The sequence below is a fragment of the Janthinobacterium sp. GW821-FHT03C10 genome (genome assembly GCF_059420865.1).
In genome coordinates this window covers 628,272-644,703 of the sequence record NZ_JBWKUN010000001.1, presented here as the reverse complement: position 1 = coordinate 644,703, position 16,432 = coordinate 628,272, and the positions used below count along the sequence as shown (strand labels likewise).

Annotated in this window: 19 protein-coding genes; 8 read left to right on the top strand and 11 right to left on the bottom strand. The window is 59.6% G+C overall.

Annotated elements, in window-relative coordinates:
- Window positions 1-123 precede the first annotated feature (123 nt).
- Complete coding sequence (gene arsH / locus AC07VH_RS02590; protein WP_494787104.1) at window positions 124-858, top strand: arsenical resistance protein ArsH; 735 nt, start codon at window positions 124-126, stop codon at window positions 856-858.
- A gap of 4 nt (window positions 859-862) precedes the next feature.
- On the opposite strand, the gene AC07VH_RS02585 is transcribed toward arsH, so the two are convergent.
- Together AC07VH_RS02585 and AC07VH_RS02580 are read right to left on the bottom strand one after the other, a co-directional pair.
- On the bottom strand, window positions 863-1,846 hold the full coding sequence (locus tag AC07VH_RS02585; RefSeq protein ID WP_494786671.1) for an acetoacetate decarboxylase (ADC): 984 nt from the start codon (window positions 1,844-1,846) through the stop codon (window positions 863-865).
- A 43-nt stretch (window positions 1,847-1,889) separates the two neighbouring features.
- The gene (locus AC07VH_RS02580; protein WP_494786670.1) at window positions 1,890-3,131 is read right to left on the bottom strand and encodes an NADH:flavin oxidoreductase/NADH oxidase family protein; all 1,242 of its coding nucleotides are present in this window, start codon (window positions 3,129-3,131) and stop codon (window positions 1,890-1,892) included.
- 235 nt (window positions 3,132-3,366) lie between these two features.
- On the opposite strand from AC07VH_RS02580, the gene AC07VH_RS02575 reads away from it, so the two are divergent.
- A complete protein-coding gene (locus tag AC07VH_RS02575; RefSeq protein WP_494786669.1) occupies window positions 3,367-3,768 on the top strand; it encodes a hypothetical protein in 402 nt (133 codons plus the stop codon).
- Between the two features lie 16 nt (window positions 3,769-3,784).
- On the top strand, window positions 3,785-4,198 hold the full coding sequence (locus AC07VH_RS02570; protein ID WP_494786668.1) for a MerR family transcriptional regulator: 414 nt from the start codon (window positions 3,785-3,787) through the stop codon (window positions 4,196-4,198).
- A 19-nt stretch (window positions 4,199-4,217) separates the two neighbouring features.
- Here the strand turns inward: AC07VH_RS02570 and AC07VH_RS02565 are convergent, their stop codons facing one another.
- Both AC07VH_RS02565 and AC07VH_RS02560 read right to left on the bottom strand, forming a co-directional pair.
- A complete protein-coding gene (locus tag AC07VH_RS02565) occupies window positions 4,218-4,712 on the bottom strand; it encodes a MarR family winged helix-turn-helix transcriptional regulator (RefSeq protein WP_494786667.1) in 495 nt (164 codons plus the stop codon).
- Window positions 4,705-6,036, bottom strand: coding sequence for a S41 family peptidase (locus AC07VH_RS02560; protein WP_494786666.1), 1,332 nt, complete (start codon window positions 6,034-6,036; stop codon window positions 4,705-4,707). Before AC07VH_RS02560 ends, AC07VH_RS02565 begins: the two co-directional genes overlap by 8 nt.
- Before the next feature lie 89 nt (window positions 6,037-6,125).
- Between AC07VH_RS02560 and AC07VH_RS02555 the strand changes: the two genes are divergently transcribed.
- Window positions 6,126-6,476 (top strand): hypothetical protein, encoded by a 351-nt coding sequence (locus AC07VH_RS02555; protein WP_494786665.1) that lies wholly within the window; start codon window positions 6,126-6,128, stop codon window positions 6,474-6,476.
- A gap of 61 nt (window positions 6,477-6,537) precedes the next feature.
- Here the strand turns inward: AC07VH_RS02555 and AC07VH_RS02550 are convergent, their stop codons facing one another.
- Window positions 6,538-7,632 carry a DUF455 family protein gene (locus AC07VH_RS02550; protein WP_494786664.1) on the bottom strand — a complete coding sequence of 365 codons (1,095 nt, stop codon included), beginning with the start codon at window positions 7,630-7,632 and terminating at the stop codon, window positions 6,538-6,540.
- 25 nt (window positions 7,633-7,657) lie between these two features.
- Complete coding sequence (locus AC07VH_RS02545) at window positions 7,658-8,569, bottom strand: hypothetical protein (RefSeq protein ID WP_494786663.1); 912 nt, start codon at window positions 8,567-8,569, stop codon at window positions 7,658-7,660.
- Between the two features lie 253 nt (window positions 8,570-8,822).
- Here AC07VH_RS02545 and AC07VH_RS02540 point away from each other — a divergent pair, with 253 nt between their 5' ends.
- From AC07VH_RS02540 to AC07VH_RS02525, 4 genes are read left to right on the top strand one after another with little or no spacing between them, the layout of a single operon-like run.
- Complete coding sequence (locus AC07VH_RS02540; RefSeq protein ID WP_494786662.1) at window positions 8,823-10,133, top strand: phenylacetate--CoA ligase family protein; 1,311 nt, start codon at window positions 8,823-8,825, stop codon at window positions 10,131-10,133.
- Window positions 10,134-10,169: 36 nt separating this feature from the next.
- Window positions 10,170-11,147, top strand: coding sequence for an ABC transporter substrate-binding protein (locus AC07VH_RS02535; RefSeq protein WP_494786661.1), 978 nt, complete (start codon window positions 10,170-10,172; stop codon window positions 11,145-11,147).
- A complete protein-coding gene (locus tag AC07VH_RS02530) occupies window positions 11,147-11,956 on the top strand; it encodes an ABC transporter permease (protein ID WP_475417931.1) in 810 nt (269 codons plus the stop codon). Before AC07VH_RS02535 ends, AC07VH_RS02530 begins: the two co-directional genes overlap by 1 nt.
- Window positions 11,956-12,681 (top strand): ABC transporter ATP-binding protein, encoded by a 726-nt coding sequence (locus AC07VH_RS02525; RefSeq protein ID WP_475417929.1) that lies wholly within the window; start codon window positions 11,956-11,958, stop codon window positions 12,679-12,681. Before AC07VH_RS02530 ends, AC07VH_RS02525 begins: the two co-directional genes overlap by 1 nt.
- Here AC07VH_RS02525 and AC07VH_RS02520 read toward each other — a convergent pair.
- From AC07VH_RS02520 to AC07VH_RS02500, 5 genes are all read right to left on the bottom strand, one after another.
- Window positions 12,666-13,211, bottom strand: a complete 546-nt coding sequence (locus AC07VH_RS02520) for a methyltransferase domain-containing protein (RefSeq protein WP_131686590.1) — start codon at window positions 13,209-13,211, stop codon at window positions 12,666-12,668. The two genes, AC07VH_RS02525 and AC07VH_RS02520, sit on opposite strands and share 16 nt — an antisense overlap.
- A gap of 14 nt (window positions 13,212-13,225) precedes the next feature.
- A complete protein-coding gene (locus AC07VH_RS02515) occupies window positions 13,226-13,930 on the bottom strand; it encodes a hypothetical protein (protein ID WP_494786660.1) in 705 nt (234 codons plus the stop codon).
- A gap of 27 nt (window positions 13,931-13,957) precedes the next feature.
- On the bottom strand, window positions 13,958-15,301 hold the full coding sequence (locus tag AC07VH_RS02510) for a sulfatase-like hydrolase/transferase (RefSeq protein WP_489627307.1): 1,344 nt from the start codon (window positions 15,299-15,301) through the stop codon (window positions 13,958-13,960).
- Between the two features lie 78 nt (window positions 15,302-15,379).
- Window positions 15,380-15,928, bottom strand: coding sequence for a 2'-5' RNA ligase family protein (locus AC07VH_RS02505; RefSeq protein WP_494786659.1), 549 nt, complete (start codon window positions 15,926-15,928; stop codon window positions 15,380-15,382).
- A gap of 98 nt (window positions 15,929-16,026) precedes the next feature.
- Window positions 16,027-16,317 (bottom strand): hypothetical protein, encoded by a 291-nt coding sequence (locus AC07VH_RS02500; RefSeq protein WP_494786658.1) that lies wholly within the window; start codon window positions 16,315-16,317, stop codon window positions 16,027-16,029.
- Window positions 16,318-16,432 lie beyond the last annotated feature (115 nt).

Here is a 16,432-nt window from a genome sequence, read left to right as displayed (position 1 = left end):
ACGATTCAAAAATTGATTGATCTACATCAACATATGCCGGGAGGGAGGCGTTTACTCAGGTGCAAAACAGGCTTCCATCAATTCCATAATTCGACTATTATGGAATTATTGAATAAGGAAACCATCATGCATGACTTGCCCAACATCAGCGCAGCCCACCTCGACACGCCGACCCTCGATAAACTGGCGCCGCCGGCGGTGGCCACGCATCCGCCACGCATCCTACTGCTGTACGGCTCCTTGCGTGAACGTTCATTCAGCCGTTTGCTGACCCTGGAGGCGGAGCGGCTGCTGCAGCATTTCGGCGCCGAGACACGGGTCTTCGACCCGCATGGCTTGCCCATGGTCGACAGCGTCAGCCCTGATCATCCCAAGGTGCGGGAATTGCGCGAGCTGTCGCTGTGGTCGGAAGGCCAGGTCTGGTGCAGTCCGGAACGTCATGGCGCCGTGACGGGCGTGTTCAAGTCGCAGATCGACTGGCTGCCGCTGGAAATGGGCAGCGTGCGTCCCACCCAAGGGCGCACTCTGGCGGTGATGCAGGTGTCGGGCGGCTCGCAATCGTTCAACGCCGTCAACGGCTTGCGCGTGCTGGGCCGCTGGATGCGCATGGTGACGATCCCGAACCAGTCGTCCGTCGCCAAGGCCTACCAGGAGTTCGACGACAACGACCGCATGAAGCCGTCGCCGTATTACGACCGCCTGGTCGACGTCATGGAAGAATTGTACAAATTCACCCTGGTCGTGCGCGACCGCTCCGATTACCTGACCAGCCGCTACAGCGAGCGCAAGGAATCCATGCCGCTCGATGCGCGCGCCCTTGCCGCGGCGGCCATGGAACACGAGACGCCGGGCAAGTAGCCTGTTACTGACCTATTAATAAGGGTTTCGGCGCATACAGCGCATTTTGAAATTCCGGCAAATATTCATATTTCATCATCTTCCCCAGCTTCAATGACTTGAGATAGCTGGAGAAGCTGCCATCGCCCAGTGCCAGGTCGACCGCTTCCGCGCTCGTGCTCGTTGCATGGCTGAGCTGGCGCGAAACGGCATAGCCATACGTCAGCGTGCCGGCGCCATCCTTGTTGGTGAAGCTGTTCGTCACCAGTTCGGGCTGGTGCGACAGGCCATCCAGCTTTTTCCCCGCGAAGACAAAATCGAGTTTGCCCGTTGCGCTGTCCATGACTTCAAAGGAGACGGCGGCGTCCGTTTCCTTGCGCTCGATGCCGGTCAGCCACTTGGGCAGATTGTAGCCAACGACACCGCGCACCCTGGCCAGTTCCGTGTTGACGGGCAGCTTGAGCACATAGCCCCAGAAATCCTTCGACAGCGATTGCCCCAGCAAGGTGAAAGGGCCGAAACTGGTGGTGCCGGGCTTGTTGGTCACGATCGCCAGGGAAATTTCATTGTAGCTGTCGTTGTCGCAGTATTCATAGGCGTAGGCCGTCAACGCCACCGCGCCCCGGCCCGGCCACACTTGCAGTGGCTGGACTTCCCGCAAAATATCTTCCGGCATCAGCTCCTTCAGCCTGGCCAGGTCGGCCGTGAAGACGGCCGTGATTTTGCTGTTTTTATAATAGAAATTCGGCGAATACGAGTCAAAGCCGATGGCGACCTTTTCTTTTTTGATACCCTTGAACCAGCTCAAGTCCACGTCTGGCGCTTCCGCCGCGATCACCGATAAGGGCGGATTCGAGCGATAGCGGTCGTACAGGCCGCCGGCCGCCACCGGCAGGTCATGGCCGGCGATATTGATGATGACCGGCTTGGTTTCGGCAGGACTGTCGGCCCACGACGGGGCTGCGGCGGCACTCCATATCAATGCGGATACCGCCGCGGCAATTTTCATGTTCATTGCTTGCACCTTTCATGTTGGATTGGAATTAATTGAGTCACAGGCCGCCGGGCGCCAGCCTGTTCATCCGGCGGCGATACTGCCGGTTCCTGATGGCGGTTTCCCATTGCTGCATCGCCAGCGCCAGGGCGGGCGCCACATTGGGCTTCGTTGGCTTGCCCTGGCTCAGGCGCCGCAGCTGATACTTGACCATCGCCATATAGCCGATCGACGACAGCACCTTGTTTTTCCAGGTAATGGCCCTGAGCAAGGGACTGGCCGATTGATCGGCACGCCATGCTTTCGGCAAGTGCGGGTCGATGGCCAGCGCCGTTCCCATGCCTGCCATGGCAATGCCGCTGCCCAGCACTTGCTCGACCACCGGGTAGCGGCGTATGCCGCCCGTCACCATGATGGGCATCGTGGCCACGGTGGCGATGTCCTTGGCAAACTCCAGGAAATACGCTTCGCGGGCCAAGGTGCGGCCGTCGCGGGTCTGGCCATGCATGGCAGGGGCTTCATAACTGCCGCCGGACAATTCGATCAGGTCCACGCCCAGGCTGTTGAGCATGGAAACCACCTGCCTGGCGTCCTCCGAGCTGAAGCCGCCTTTCTGGAAATCCGCCGAGTTGAGCTTCACGGCGACGGCAAAGCCTTTGCCCACGGCTTGCCGCACCCCGTTGACGACGTCCACCAGCAGCCGCGCCCGGTTCTCGAGCGAGCCGCCCCAGCGGTCCGTGCGTTTATTTGTAATAGGGGAGAGGAACTGGCTGAGCAGGTAGCCGTGCGCGGCATGGATTTGCACGCCCGTAAAGCCGAACTGTTCCGCCAGCTTGGCAGAGTTGATAAAGCGTTGCTTCACGTCGGCAATGTCGGCTTCCGTCATTGCACGCGGCGCGGAAAACTGCTTGGAAAAGTTGCCCATATCCATGGGCACGGCCGAGGGCGCGATGGTTTCCTGTCCCATGGCGGCCGGCATCTGGCGTCCGGGATGGTTAATCTGCATCCAGATCTGCGCCCCGCGTGAACGGGCAGTGCGGGACCATTGCTCGAAGCGGGCGCCAAATTGCGCAGAATCGAGCACCACGCCGCCCGGTCCCGTCATGGCGCGCCGGTCGATCATCACGTTTCCTGTGATCATCAAGCCAACGCCGCCGTCGGCCCACGACTGGTACAGGCGGATCAGCTCCTGTGAGGGCGCGTGATCGTTGTCAGCCATGTTCTCTTCCATGGCGGCTTTGGCGAGGCGGTTCGGAATGACGCTTCCATTGGGCAGCGTCAGTGGGGTAAAAGGCTTCATGCTTATCTCCAGGGTTGCGATGGCCTTACGATAAGCTTTAAGCTAACTTGAAGGTCAAGCTCTAAAACGCACTTTTTTTGCCTGTGTGCCGTTCGCGACACGGGCTGGAAGAAACGCAGCAGCCTGAGACAACAAACTCCTGTCACCGCCCATCTGCCGCTTGACATTCAAGTTGGCTTTAAGCTTATAGTGGATCACATGGCGCAGGCCACGCAACCATCAGGAGGACGATCCCATGTCAGTTTTCAAGCAGCTTTTCTTCGCGCTCATGCCCTTGCTGTTCATGCAAATCGTTGCTGCGGAACCGGCGGCGCCAAAGCGGGAACGGGGCACGGTACTCGTGGTCATGACCAATCATTCCCAGTATCCGAGCAGAAACGACCATACCGGGCTTTGGCTCACGGAACTCACGCACGTGTATGACGCGCTGAAGGAAGCCGGCTATGGCGTCGACTTTGTCAGCCCGAACGGCGGCGCCGTGCCGCTCGATGAGCGCAGCCTGGGATACAAGGGTTTTCTACCGTTCGGCAGCTTCGTGATGACCGATGGCCGCCTCGTCACGGGCCAGAATCCCGGATCGGGCAAGGAAGTGGCGCAAGCGCTGCTCGCGGCTTTGCGAAACAACAAACCAGAATAGGGGAGCAGGAAAAACGATGAAAATCGGCGAACTGGCCAAGCGCAGCGGCCTGGCGGCGTCCACGATACGTTTCTACGAAGCCAAGGGCTTGCTGAAAGCCGTGGACCGGCAATCGAACGGCTACCGCGACTATCCGCTGGAAGCGGTGGCGGTACTGTCCATCATCACCGACGCCCAGCAGGCGGGCTTTTCCCTGGACGAAATCAGGCAAGTCTTGCCGGAGGATATTTCATCATGGAAACATGATGAGCTGATGGTGGCGCTCAAGAAGAAGATCGCCGATATCGAGTCCCTGGAAGTGCGGCTGGCGCAGAACAAGGCCCATCTTTTGTCGGTGATTCAGATGATCGAGGCAAAACCCGATGAGCTGGACTGCAAGGATAATACGGCCAGGATCATGGAAAGCATGGGGATAGCCAGTAAAAAATGAAGACAAAACTGCTTGTGCGTCAGGTCAAACGCGCCGGGGAATGGATGCGCTTGTCCAGCGGCCTCTCGTTGAGCGCATCGGCGGCCCGGTCCACGAATTGCCTGACGTCCCCCACCTCGGCAAACAGGCCGGCATAGGCCGCCCGGATCAGCACCGTGCACTGCTCGAATTTCGCGAGCTGCGACAAGCCTTCCTCCGTGGGCTCCAATAGCCGTCGCCGGGCATCATTGTCATCGTTCCGATACCGTATGAGGCCCAGACGGAGCAGCTTTGGTATCTTTTGCATGACCAGCTGGTGCGAATGTCCGAGTTCGCGCGCCAGATCCGCGGCGGAGGCCGTGCCGAGCGTTGCCAGAACCGTCATCAGCGAACACGAGCGGACCGGGATGACGATTCCCATCGTATCGAAGACAGTCTTGGATTGCTCGGCGATCAGGACGCTCAGCCGTTCGACAGCGCGGCCGAGAAACACGGCGTCATCGATCGGGGCCGGTTGATGGGTCTTTTTAGTCAAGGCGCTTGTACCTCTGGATGCTGCCATCCTTGTTCACGCGTTCCAGCTCCGTCACTTTTCCGCGCAAGGTATTCAGGCGGTATCGAAAATCCGACACGCCTTCCACGGCGAACAGGTTGGGACCGATCGGCTCAAGCGCGACCCGAAACCGTTCGCGCCAGAGATAGTAAAGCGTGCCATTGTCCAGGATGATCTGGCGGCCTTCATATTTTCCGGCCGCTTTTGTCAACACCGCGGCATCGACGTGCGGGCGCTCGATCGCTGCCGTCAGGCTCGGGAGCAGCCAGGCAAGTTCGGTTCGCCTGGCGTCATCGGTCTTCGCCAGATGTTCAAGCGCCAGCTTGTGCGCCAGAGGAAGCGCGCGAATAGAGGGGCTAGGGATATCAGGTTGCACGCCGACACCTTCGAAATCGCCATGGTCCACGGGGTCCTGGATCTGGCCGATCGGCACTTGCACGAAAAAATCGTCGTTCAGCGGCTTGCGCGCAACCGGATGCGCACCGCCAGCGGTCCGCTCGCCGATCAGCGTAGCCCGCCCGAGCTTCTTCATCGCATAGGAAAACCATTCTGCGGAGGAAAACGACGTGGAGCCGGTCAGGATATAGACGGGCTTGTCCACCATGCGCTTGCCCGGCAGGCCCGGCAGTACCCATTGTCCGCGCTGGATACGCTTGCCATCCTCATTGTAATAGTAGTCGAAGAGCAGCTGGTCTTTCTCGCTGGAGAAAAAATAGCTCGCCAGGAATTGCGCCATTTCCAGATGTCCGCCATTGTTATAGCGCAAATCGATGATGACGGCATCCGTATTGCCGACGAAGCGCATAACGGACGCGGCCGTATCATAGGCAAGCTCGGGATCGGCAAAATAGCTGAACCGTATATAACCGATATTGCCCTTCAGGCGAGCGACCTCGTCGAAACCGAAATTGGCCTCTTCCAACCTGCTCAATTCCTCTTTTCGTATCTTGGCCTTGAGCGCCGGGTTGGCCTTTGCCTTGAATTCCGCGATCCATTGGGAGTCGGCTCCCACGAGGAAATGCAGGTCGCCGCTGACTTTGATGAGATCGTCGGTCAGCTTGCTCGCAAACGCTGCCTTCGTTGCCGCCGAATCATAATCTCCCTTTTTCAGACGCTCCTGAAGCACGGGTACAATTTTTCGCGCGATGTCCGGAAACGCGTAGTTCGTATTCAAGGTGCTGTCGAGGGAGGCGATGATCGCACCCTTTTCGTCTCGCGAGATGCCCGGCACCTCGGCAAATGCGCCCGATGCGCAAATGATGGACAGCGCCGACAGCGCTTGAAGCAGACATGAGTGATAGCGCATTCTAAGGTTTCTCCCCCGGTGAAACTCAAGAATACAATATATTGCGCAATATGTTGTAAAAAATTAAGCAACATCGGGCGGCTTCCATCATGTACAAGCAGCACAAGGCGGCAAACGTGCTGAACGACCGTTACCCGATGGCGGCCAAAGCCAATAACAAGGCGCAGCAGCAGGATAATCAACTACCTCAGCCAGTGCAGCGATGGAATGCGGGCGAGTTTTCCGCTTTCAATAGCCGTCAAAAAGCGATGGTGAAGCTCATGGTGCAAGCAGATGACCGGTTATCCACTATAGCCGTGGTGAAGTGCAATCGGGCAACTTGCGGGATAGCTCCATGTTCATTGGCAATTCGCGCTTTCGCATCGAACCTCATGCCGACGGATTCCTGGCGACGGACCAGTCTGATGTCTCGCGCCAGCTGCGCTTCGAGCGCCAGGTGAGTGGACGATAGGGGCGGGAGAGGGGGACTGTCTTGCATCCCTGTGCCAGGCAAGGGATGCATCAGGTCAGGCTGAGCAGCATCTTTTTCTTCTCGATCAGCCAGGTGGGAAAACCGATGTCGGAGCGCAGCGTATCGCGCCATCCGCCGGTGCCGAAGACGGGCAGGCCGACTTTTTTCGATAGCCGCAGCATTTGCGCAAACACATGCTCTTCGCTCAGTCCATCGCGCTGCGCCAGATAGTGCAGCCATCGGTTGCCGATGCGTGCATGCAGCGCTTCGTCATTATTGATGACCAGAAAGCTCAGCGTCTCCTCTTCACGCGCCGCGCGCTGCAAATGGGTGGCAAGGTTCAGGTTGGTCTCGACCGCATTGGCCTCCTGCAGCAACTGCTGGACGATCAGGCCGTCCAGGAGATTGTCCGCCGACATGAAGCGTTCCAGTACCGTGTTGGTATAAGGGAAGGCGCCGATGATGCCGCCGCGCTCCAGGTACAGCGCCTGGATGTAGCTTGCGTGGCGGGCCTCATCCCATATCTGCCGGCCCATGTCGCCCATGAAGGCGTCCGGCATGTCCGGGTTATCCAGGAGCATGTAGGCACAAATTTCCATTGCGGAGATTTCGACGTCGACCAGTACGTAAAAAAGAAAGCCCAGGTAGTTTGCGTCATCGTCGAGGATGCCGCGTCCTTCGATGAAGCGGAACGGCTTGACGGCAGACCAGTGCAGCGCGGCGTCGCGGGCCGGTTGCCGTGGCGGAGTGCTGTCGCCAGCCGCGTGGCGCTGCTCCAGCAAGGGCAGTTTTTCCACGAGCAAGGTCATGAGCGGCATTTCCGGCGCAAACAGGATGGCGCTGGATAAGGCCGGCAGCAACGTCCGGGCACGCGCCGCCAGGGCCGCCGGTCCCTGCGGCGGCATGATGGCCGCAGCGATCGCCGGCATGTCGGGCAGGCTGATGATCTCGTCCGTGGCGATCTGCGCCCGGCGCGCGCCGACTGCGCAAAACAGTTGCAGCAGGCCGTCCAGCGCAAGCCCGACGGCTATCTTCTCGTCTATCGAAGGGGCAGCGACCAATTGCTGGCAATGCCGTTGCAGGCAGGTGTGCAGACAGGCGTCGACGTCCGAATAATAGCGCTTGATCGCATCCATCCGTAGCATGATGCTCCTCCTGTCTGGTGGCAGATTAGCGGGCCTTCGGGCCGGGCCTGCTGCTGTCGGCATGCGCCGGTTCAGTTGTGCGTAGAACAAAATCGACCATTTGTTCCAGCCGGGCAGTGAGCCAGGCGTCGCCGTGGCTGGCCGAAACCAGCTGGACCGTCTCGGCAAAGAAGCGGCAGCTTGCAAAGAGGGCACGATACAACTGGGTGGGTGCCAGCCCATCGCAACGCGTTTCGGCCAGGCGCACCAGCAGTTGGGGGCTCAGGCGCTGCTCCGCGTGGCGGTATCCTTCCAGCGGCAAGCCGTGCGCCAGTTGCAGCATCGGTAGCAAGCCCTTCGCGCGCATGACGTCGAGCGAGTCGCCGGCTTCCCAATACTCGCCACGGGCAATCTTGGTGTGGGTGTACCAGATCCAGCCGCAAAATTTATTGTACGTATCTTCGAGAAAAGCTGGATCTGCTGACGCCGCATGTCCGGCCGCATGCGGCGCCGACGCCCGGAACGGTGGAATGCCCACCAGCAGCAGCCCTTGCTGAGGCTGGCTTGCTGCGCTTGCATGTAGATAGTGAATATCGATCTTGACCAGGGTGTCCTGGCAATCCCAGAAATGAATCAGGAGGTCGGGCATCTGCAAATGGGTCGCCGGGAACTGAGCTATCGCGCGTCCGTGCTGCTGCAGGCATTGCGCGACGGCGGCCTGGAGGCGCAGCCGGCTTGTCGGGTCATCGCAGCACATGGCGAGGTCGATATCTGAATAGGCATCGCCGCTGCCCGTGGATAGCGACCCCGTCAACAACATGTCAGCGTCACCACAGGCGAGGACTGTGTCGGCAATTGCTTCGATGAGTGACAATTGAATGGTTTGCTGCGCCATGTTTTCTGCTAAAAAATGCATGGCTCTGGTATTTAATTGGCGCGCGACCGTGTTGTTTCTCATATTCCTATCCTATCGATAGTTTAATAAGGTATAACCATGGGAAAAAATATTCCCGATGCATGACATCAGCGTTGCAAAATTGTCCCGAAAAATAATGCCGGAGCATAGTGGTGTGCGGTGAAAGAAATCTGATTATAATATGGGATACATGGAATTACAAACGTGCGACAGGCATGTGAATTCTATTTGTACTGTTTTAAGGCCTGCGCCAAATATATCTTATCTGGTTAATTGCAATCCAACAGGAGCTGCCATGTCGCCTCTGGAATTGTCGCGCAACTTTCATTTGACACGCACCTGGGGCTTGAGCCGCCAGAGGCTGCCCTCGCTGCGGCGCGTGATGCCGGAGCTTGCCGAGCGGGAAATTGACCTGCAATCGCTGCGCAGCCTGCCCATCATGGACAAGGCGCAATACCGGATCCTGGCGCAGGAGTGGCTGCAGACGAATGCGTCGCTTCCCCATTTCATGATACGCACGGGGGGCACCACGGGCATGCCGACCTTGCAGTGGGGTTATATGCCGCCCTATGCGCCGCCCGTTGCACCGTCGCCCGGCGAAGCATTGCGCCCGCTGTACCTGAAGGCCGGCGATGGCCGCCAGGGGACCGTGCCGCACTTTCCGCGCGATGTGGGGGCGCTGATCGCGCCTTTGCGCGATGAGGATGGCTACCGCATCATGATCGAGATATTAAAGACGAAATATAATTTCGCCGGATATGAAGAGCAGTTTTCCCGCATCTCGATACCGTTGCCGGCTGCAAAGAAATTGGTTCATTATATATTGGTGAATAATATTGAACTGCATGGATCTGGCCTGAAGGAAGTACATACGAATTCTTCGTTCGTGACGCAATCCTGGCGAAATAAAATTGAATCGGTATTGAGTGCGAAGTTAATAGATCATTATGGATTCACTGAAATTCAGAATGCTCGCGCGCATGAATGTCCGTATTGCGGTTATTATCATTTCCCTGACACTATTTATCCCGAAGTGGTCGATACCCGGGACCGGCTGCTCACCGCGCCGCATGCCAACGGCCGTCTGTTGGTGACGCGCCTGTTGGAAGAGCACGATCATGCCATGCCGGCGCTTCGCTTCGACAGCGGCGACGTCGTGCAAATAGGCACATATTGCGAGATGGCAGGCGAATGCGGTTTCAAGCCATGGGGCAAGGTGGACCACAGTATCGTGATCGACAGCGCCGCTGGCGACGACCTGTATCCCGTGCGTTATGGGGATATCCAGGAAGCGCTCGACCATGATCCGCTGGTGGGCCGGATCGACAATACGCGCCATTCGCTGGTCACGCCAACGGAGGGCGATGCCTTTCCCAAATGGCGGCTGGTATCGCGCGGGGAGCGGCGCCCCAGGCTGGAAGTGGAAATGCTGTTTGATCCGCGTCTGTTTGCCGAGGCCTGGCGCGGGTTTGAAGTGCAACTGCGCCTGGCGCTGGGAAGCAGCAACCGCGCGTATCAGCATGCCATCGATACGGCAGGCTTTCACCTGGAGATAGCAGGCTTGCCGCCCGGTTCGCTGAAGGACATGGATGTCATGAAATCCTAGCCTGCGATCCGTCCGCGCCCAAGCCCGATGATGCCCATGTCCAAATACTGCCGCACCCGCCGCGCGCTGTTAACTTCGTCGGCGGCGCTGGCTGTTGTTGCTGCCTGCCCAGGTCTTGCTGCCAAGGAGGCAGCGGCGGCCGGTTTGCCTGTCGTGCGCTGGGGCACGTTTCGTAACTACCAGCCCGTGTACATCGGCATCGCAGCAGGCTTTTTCAAGTCTGCCGGCGTGCATGTCGCCATGACCGGCAATTTCAGCAGCGGCCCGGCCATCGTCCAGGCGGCAGGACTGGGCCAGCTCGATGCCGGCCATGCTGCGATCACGGGCCTGGCCAATGCGGCAGCGCAGGGCGTCGGGGTAATTGGGGTTGCCGATTCTCAGACGGAATTCGCCGATGCTCCTCTGCAGCAATGGTTCGTCCTGCACGCGGGGCCGGTCAAGGGCATGGCCGACCTGCGCGGGCGTCGCATCGCCGTCAACTCCCTATCCGGTTCCTTCTATTACACCACGCTGCTCGCGCTGCGCAAGCTCGGCATTGCCAAGTCGGAGGTCCATTTCGTGACACTGCCGCATGAGCGCCAGGAGCAGGCCTTGCTGGCGGGCTTGATCGATGTTGCCGCGCTGATCGATCCCTATAGCGTATCGATGGCAGCGCAGACCAAGTTGCGTCGGCTCTTTACGGGAGCCGACATCATCGGCGAGCGGCAGTTTTCGCTGGTATTTTTCCGCAAAAAGATGCTGGAAGAGCAGGCCGATACGGTCAGCCGCTTTTTGGCCGGCTATCGCCAGGCCGTCGCCTTCCTGCAGAACGATATCCAGCACGGGAATGCGATCATGGCCAGGGCGCTGGGCCTCAAGCAAAGCGTGATGGTGGCGCACCGCTATACCAGCAATGCGCAGGTGCGGATGCGCGATGTCCAGTTCTGGCTCGATGTCATGCGGCAGGACGGTGGCCTGAGGCAGGCGCCTGGCCTGCGGGGCGATGCCTGCGCCACGGACCGCTTCAATCCGTGATGGCCCGCCCTGCGACCGGCCTGGGCGGCCCTGGCCATGCTGGCCGCTGGCGGGATCGGCGCGCGCCGCAGCTGCTTGGCCTGCTGGGCGTTGCCGCTGCGCTACTGGCATGGGAAGCGTTGATCCGCCTGCAGCTGCTCGACCCTGTCTATCTGCCACCGCCCGGTGAGGTGCTGGCGGCCTTGCCTTCGCTGCTGTGGCACGGTCCGCTGCTGGCCGACATGCGAGCCAGCCTGCATGCCGTGCTGGCCGGTACTGTGCTTGCCTGCCTGTTCGCGCTGCCGGCAGCGGCGCTGGCCCATTTTTATGCGCCGTTCCGATGGCTGACGGCTCCCCTGGTCGAACTGGTGCGCGGCATTGCTCCGTTGGCGCTGCTGCCGGCTTTTCTGCTGATCTTCGGACTGGGCGGCAAGAGCACGATCGCCATCATTGTCTGGGTCGCCTGGCCGCCTCTGTTCATCAATGTCCTGGCTGGGCTCGACGCTACCTGCCGCACGCTAATCGACGCGGCCCGGAGCATGGGCGCGAATCTGCCCTGGCTGCTGGCGAGCGTCTACCTGCCCGCCGTATTCGGACACCTGCTGGCCGGCCTGCGGCTTGCATTGGGCAGCGCCTGGCTTGCCGTCGTCGCCGCCGAAATGCTGGGCGCAAACGCCGGCATCGGCTTTCGCATCCTCGAGTGGTCGCAAACCTTCCAGGTGACCGCGATGTATGGCGCGATTGTTGTCACTGGCGTGGTATCGCTGGGCATCAATGGCGCCATTGCATGGCTGGCGCGCGCATGCGCGCCGCACCTGGAGGAACGGTGATGGCCCGTCCCCTGCTGCGGGTAGACGCGGTCTCCCATGCATTTCAAGCACGCCAGGTGATACGCAATTGCTCCTTCACTCTAGGCGAGCGCGAGGTCGTGGCGCTGGTGGGGCCCAGCGGGGTTGGCAAAAGCACGCTGCTGCGCATACTGGCGGGCTTGGTGCGTCCGCAGCAGGGCAGCGTGACGCTGTCTGCCCGCGCGGTGCAACCCGGCATGTCCGGCCTGGCCATGGTGTTCCAGGATTACGCGCTGTTTCCCTGGCTCAGTGCACAGGGGAATGTCGAATATCCCCTGCTGGTCAATGGCGTGCCCAGAGCGCAGCGCCAGGCTGCGGCGCAGGCGGCCCTGCGTCAGGTCGGCCTGGGCGACAGTGGCCGTCTCTACCCGAGCCAGTTATCAGGCGGCATGCGGCAGCGCGTCGCCGTGGCCCGCGCGCTTGTCGCGCGGCCCGCCCTGATGCTGCTCGATGAGCCGCTGTCCGCCCTGGACCAGAAGACGCGTGAACACCTGCAGGGGCAGTTGGCCGAGGTGTTTGAGCAACTCGCCTGTGCCGCCGTGCTTGTAACGCATGATTTACCGGAAGCCATACGGCTGGCGCAGCGGGTCATCGTGCTGACGGGCAATGGCGACAGCATTGTCGCCGACCTGCCGATACCACCCGGCGATGGCCGCCAGCAGCACGCGCTGCTGCTAGACCTGCTGGCCGCTCAACACTTGGCGTAGCGCCAGAACAGGCGCCGCGCCGCTTGCCCATTGCTGAGCACAAGCCGCTCTTCCTCGATGGCGGAGGCCAGTTCAAAACCCACCTCATGCGCAAATTGCCGTATCCATTGCGGATGCCAGGGGAAGACGGCAATATCGTTCCCTATCGGTTCGCCGGGGTTGGCGCGCATGAAAAGCGTGCCGCCTGGCCGCAGCCAGCCATGTACCTTGCGCAATGCCGCGGCGACCTGCTGCGCGCCGCCGAAGTTGATGCTGCCCAGCGCCAGGCAGACGTCGATCGAGCCTTCCGCAAACGGGGCATCGTGCAGGTCGCAGACGAGATCGGCGGCATCATTGGCGATATCGATGCCGATCAGGTTGGGAATTTTGCCTTTGAATGGATTGAAGCCGCAGCCGACGTCGACCACTGTGCGTGGCCGCAGTGCATTGACCTGTTCGACCAGCGCATAACCGCTGAGGGGAAAGCGGTCGATCGACGCTTGCCAGGTTTGGGGGTGAAAAAAGGCAATCAGCCTCGCGTTGTCGTTCATGTCTGGCGTCTCCCTCAGATCACGCAGGTGCGGGCTAGCCCTGCCATGGCATGGCAGGCCGCCAGGACGTCGGCGACGGGCTGGTTGCCCAGTCCCCACTGCCGTTCGAATTCCAACTCCGAAACGGCCTGGACCTCGGAATGACTGTAATGCAGGCCCAGTTCGTTCAGTATCGGTTGCATGCTGCGCCGGCGCCTTAGCTGCCGCTGATGTTGAGTGGCAAACGCAGCGATGTCCGCATTGTCGGCGGCGATCTGGTTTGCCATGTTGGTCGAACTTTTGTACCAGCTGTAATCAGGATAGGAGATGCTGAAACCGCCGGCCGCCTCCCACCATGCCAGGCATGCGTGGTCAGGGCGGTGCACCAGCAGAAAGCGCGCTGCAGGAAAAGTGTGTTTCAGCCACGGCAAATGCCGGGCAAACAGATGGCTTTTCAAGAGCTTGGTGCCGCCGGCAGCGGCATAGGGGCCGGCGAATTCGTCCAGGAGTTCCGTCTTGCTCATGCTGCCAAGGTTGTCGAACTGGCGCCCGTACTCCATCCCTGGACCGAAATAATTTCCGAAATGCAAAGTGCGACTTTCCCCCTCATGGCTGCGCTGCAAGCGCATGTCCGAACGATTGATGCCGTTGGCATACATCAGCGCATGGGCGATGGCGCTCCACTTCGAGCCTGGCGTGCCCACCACAAAAACAATATCTGCTCCGTCTTCCTTAAACATGCTGGTCCTTGTCCGGTGAGGTGGGCGTCAGGCACGTATGGTGTTGTAATGCACTAACATCTCTGCCAGTTTCTGCTGTATCGATGCTTCATTCGACGGTTGCGGAAAATGCGCGTCGTTGAAGCGTTCGAGCCGGCTGATCGGATCGATCGGCGCCATGCCGCCCAGGTATTGTTCGAAGTCGGCCACCGTGCGGCTGAATTTGTGCTGGCCGGCCCAGACAGTTTCCTTGAACAGCAGATGGGGCAGGTGTCCCTGCTTTTTGCCATGAGAAAGCATGCGCTGCTGAAACTTGACGAAACGGGCCGTGTCGGCGACGTATGCCTGCGCATAGCCGTGGCGGCTGGCATAGGGCATCCTTTCGCGCACGGTTGCCGCCAGGGATATGCCGTCGATGCTGGCACGCTGCCGCCTGCGGTCGCCATTCAGGTCCAGGATGGTTGGCAGGATATCGACCGTGCGCACCCTTTCGGTATGGATGGCAGGCGCGACATCGTCGCCGATGAAGAGCAGTGGCACCCGTAGCACGCCCTCGGCCACGGAATTGAAGTGGCCGAAACTCTGTTCGTCGTATTCCTCGCCGTGGTCACCGAACAGCACGATCAGCCAGCGCTTTCCTGCGAGGCGCTGCCTGAGTTTTTCCATGAACGGGGCAAAGCGGTAGCGCAGGAAATGTTCAATGCCCTCCAGATACAGGCCGAAGATGTCTTCGGCACGGTCAGCCTTCCACAGTTCCTGAATCACGCGCTTGTAGCGCATCAGATGCTGCATGTCTTCTTCGTCGCGCAAGGTCTCGAACAGCTGGTCTTTGGGCAGGCTGGCCGACGTGCCGACGCGCTTTTCCAGTTCGGCCAGCTTGCTGCGGTAGGCGTCGCCGCCATATTGCAGGTTGTGAAAGCCGTAGGGAACATGCACGCCGCCAAAATGGGCCAGGCTGACCGAGCGTTCCGCCTGCCCCAGCGCCGCGAGATAGGCGTCGTCGTTTTCGACCAGGAAATGATCGATGCCGCGGTCGAAACCCAGGGTCGGACCGAGTATCAGCGGAAAATCGCTTTTCAGTATGGTGCGGTAGCCGGAACGCTGCGCGCGGGTAAACAGCGTTTCGCCGCTTAGTTTCTTGTTGAAAAATTCGTAGACGCCATGCCGCAGCGGCCATTTGCCGTTCAGGATGGAGGCGTGCGAGGCCGACGTGTATGGCGCGGCCGAGACGCAGTTGGCAAAGAAGGCACCCTCGTCGACCAGGGCATCGAGCACCGACGTGTCGGGAGCGCTCAGGTGGGGATATTTGGCGGGCCACAGTTTCAGGGGATTGCGTCCGATGCAATCGCTGCGTAGCGTATCGATGGACAACAGGACTATGTGATCGTACACGGACGTCTCCATTTCAAAAGGGCAGGACTGCCGACTATTCCAGTTGCGGTCAAGATTTGCCCGGCAGTAGGCGTAAGCCTATCTGGGCTCTCCAACCAGATGGCAGGCGCCTGCCTGGTAACTGCGCGTGGCGGGCGGCCTGGAGATCATGGTTGTTATATTTTTGGGAAGCAAAATACGGTCGTAGACTGACAGGTGCGGCACGTAGTGGGGGCCGGCATAGGCGGTCTGCAGCTTCAAGCCCAGCTCGCCATAGCGGCGCAGGGCGTCGAGGTGCAGGGCATGCAACTGCTCCGAATGGACGCGGAAATGGATGTTGGTGATGAAGCCGTTGCGATTGCTGAAAGTGGCGATGTCGCCGACCTCGAAGCTGACCCGGGCCGTTGCCAGCGAGAGGGCAAGCTGCTCCATTTGCCGCAGTATCTCCAGAGGCTGGAAGCCGCCGTACAGCAGGGTAATATGGGGATCAAGCTGGCGCGCGATCACCTCATCTCTGCCAAAACGATGTCGTTCGGCAATAACATGATCGAGCAGCTCAGGCTCGACGCTCAGCACCAGTGCACATTCATGGGTGTCGCTGATTGCATCGAGGTTCAAGCGGTTGCGCAGGCTAGTTAGGCTGACCAAGGCATCTCCAGTGCGTTTGCATGCTGCAATAAGGTGACCTGCCGATGAATAAGATGGCCGTGGCATTTGGGGAGCCACCGCCATCCTGTTCTACCCGCTTATGCCTGGGTATTTTGCGTCATGCTTTCCAGCTCCTTGGCCGTGATCTTCGAGAAAAACTTGACGTCGGAAGCCTTGCCAGTCTTGTCATGTATGACATTCAAGGTGCCGGAGCCGATATTCCAGGTCCGTTCCACGTGGCCGTTGGCCAGCAGTTTCATCGAAGCTGGCGTGCCGTACTTCTGGAAAAGCTCCGTATCAGCCTTATGGACAAGATCATGTACCGATTGCTTGGTGTCGCCAATCGTATCCGATTGCACGGACAGGTGTACTGCTGCATTGCTAGACATAATAACCCTCCTAAAGTTACGATGCACATCCATCCTAGAATGTGTAGAGGTATGGTATAGCACAAATTACTTTTTTTCAGATTATTTTTATTTCCATATTTTTATTCCATGCGCT

What these genes read in the sequence shown, in the direction of transcription:
- AC07VH_RS02575 (WP_494786669.1), top strand. Translation starts at nt 3,367, where the DNA reads ATGTCAGTTTTCAAGCAGCTTTTCTTCGCGCTCATGCCCTTGCTGTTC.
- AC07VH_RS02520 (WP_131686590.1), bottom strand. Translation starts at nt 13,211, where the DNA reads ATGAACGACAACGCGAGGCTGATTGCCTTTTTTCACCCCCAAACCTGG.
- AC07VH_RS02580 (WP_494786670.1), bottom strand. Translation starts at nt 3,131, where the DNA reads ATGAAGCCTTTTACCCCACTGACGCTGCCCAATGGAAGCGTCATTCCG.
- AC07VH_RS02550 (WP_494786664.1), bottom strand. Translation starts at nt 7,632, where the DNA reads ATGCTACGGATGGATGCGATCAAGCGCTATTATTCGGACGTCGACGCC.
- AC07VH_RS02515 (WP_494786660.1), bottom strand. Translation starts at nt 13,930, where the DNA reads ATGTTTAAGGAAGACGGAGCAGATATTGTTTTTGTGGTGGGCACGCCA.
- AC07VH_RS02545 (WP_494786663.1), bottom strand. Translation starts at nt 8,569, where the DNA reads ATGAGAAACAACACGGTCGCGCGCCAATTAAATACCAGAGCCATGCAT.
- AC07VH_RS02530 (WP_475417931.1), top strand. Translation starts at nt 11,147, where the DNA reads ATGGCCCGCCCTGCGACCGGCCTGGGCGGCCCTGGCCATGCTGGCCGC.
- AC07VH_RS02560 (WP_494786666.1), bottom strand. Translation starts at nt 6,036, where the DNA reads ATGCGCTATCACTCATGTCTGCTTCAAGCGCTGTCGGCGCTGTCCATC.
- AC07VH_RS02525 (WP_475417929.1), top strand. Translation starts at nt 11,956, where the DNA reads ATGGCCCGTCCCCTGCTGCGGGTAGACGCGGTCTCCCATGCATTTCAA.
- AC07VH_RS02555 (WP_494786665.1), top strand. Translation starts at nt 6,126, where the DNA reads ATGTACAAGCAGCACAAGGCGGCAAACGTGCTGAACGACCGTTACCCG.
- AC07VH_RS02540 (WP_494786662.1), top strand. Translation starts at nt 8,823, where the DNA reads ATGTCGCCTCTGGAATTGTCGCGCAACTTTCATTTGACACGCACCTGG.
- AC07VH_RS02585 (WP_494786671.1), bottom strand. Translation starts at nt 1,846, where the DNA reads ATGAAAATTGCCGCGGCGGTATCCGCATTGATATGGAGTGCCGCCGCA.
- AC07VH_RS02570 (WP_494786668.1), top strand. Translation starts at nt 3,785, where the DNA reads ATGAAAATCGGCGAACTGGCCAAGCGCAGCGGCCTGGCGGCGTCCACG.
- AC07VH_RS02500 (WP_494786658.1), bottom strand. Translation starts at nt 16,317, where the DNA reads ATGTCTAGCAATGCAGCAGTACACCTGTCCGTGCAATCGGATACGATT.
- AC07VH_RS02535 (WP_494786661.1), top strand. Translation starts at nt 10,170, where the DNA reads ATGTCCAAATACTGCCGCACCCGCCGCGCGCTGTTAACTTCGTCGGCG.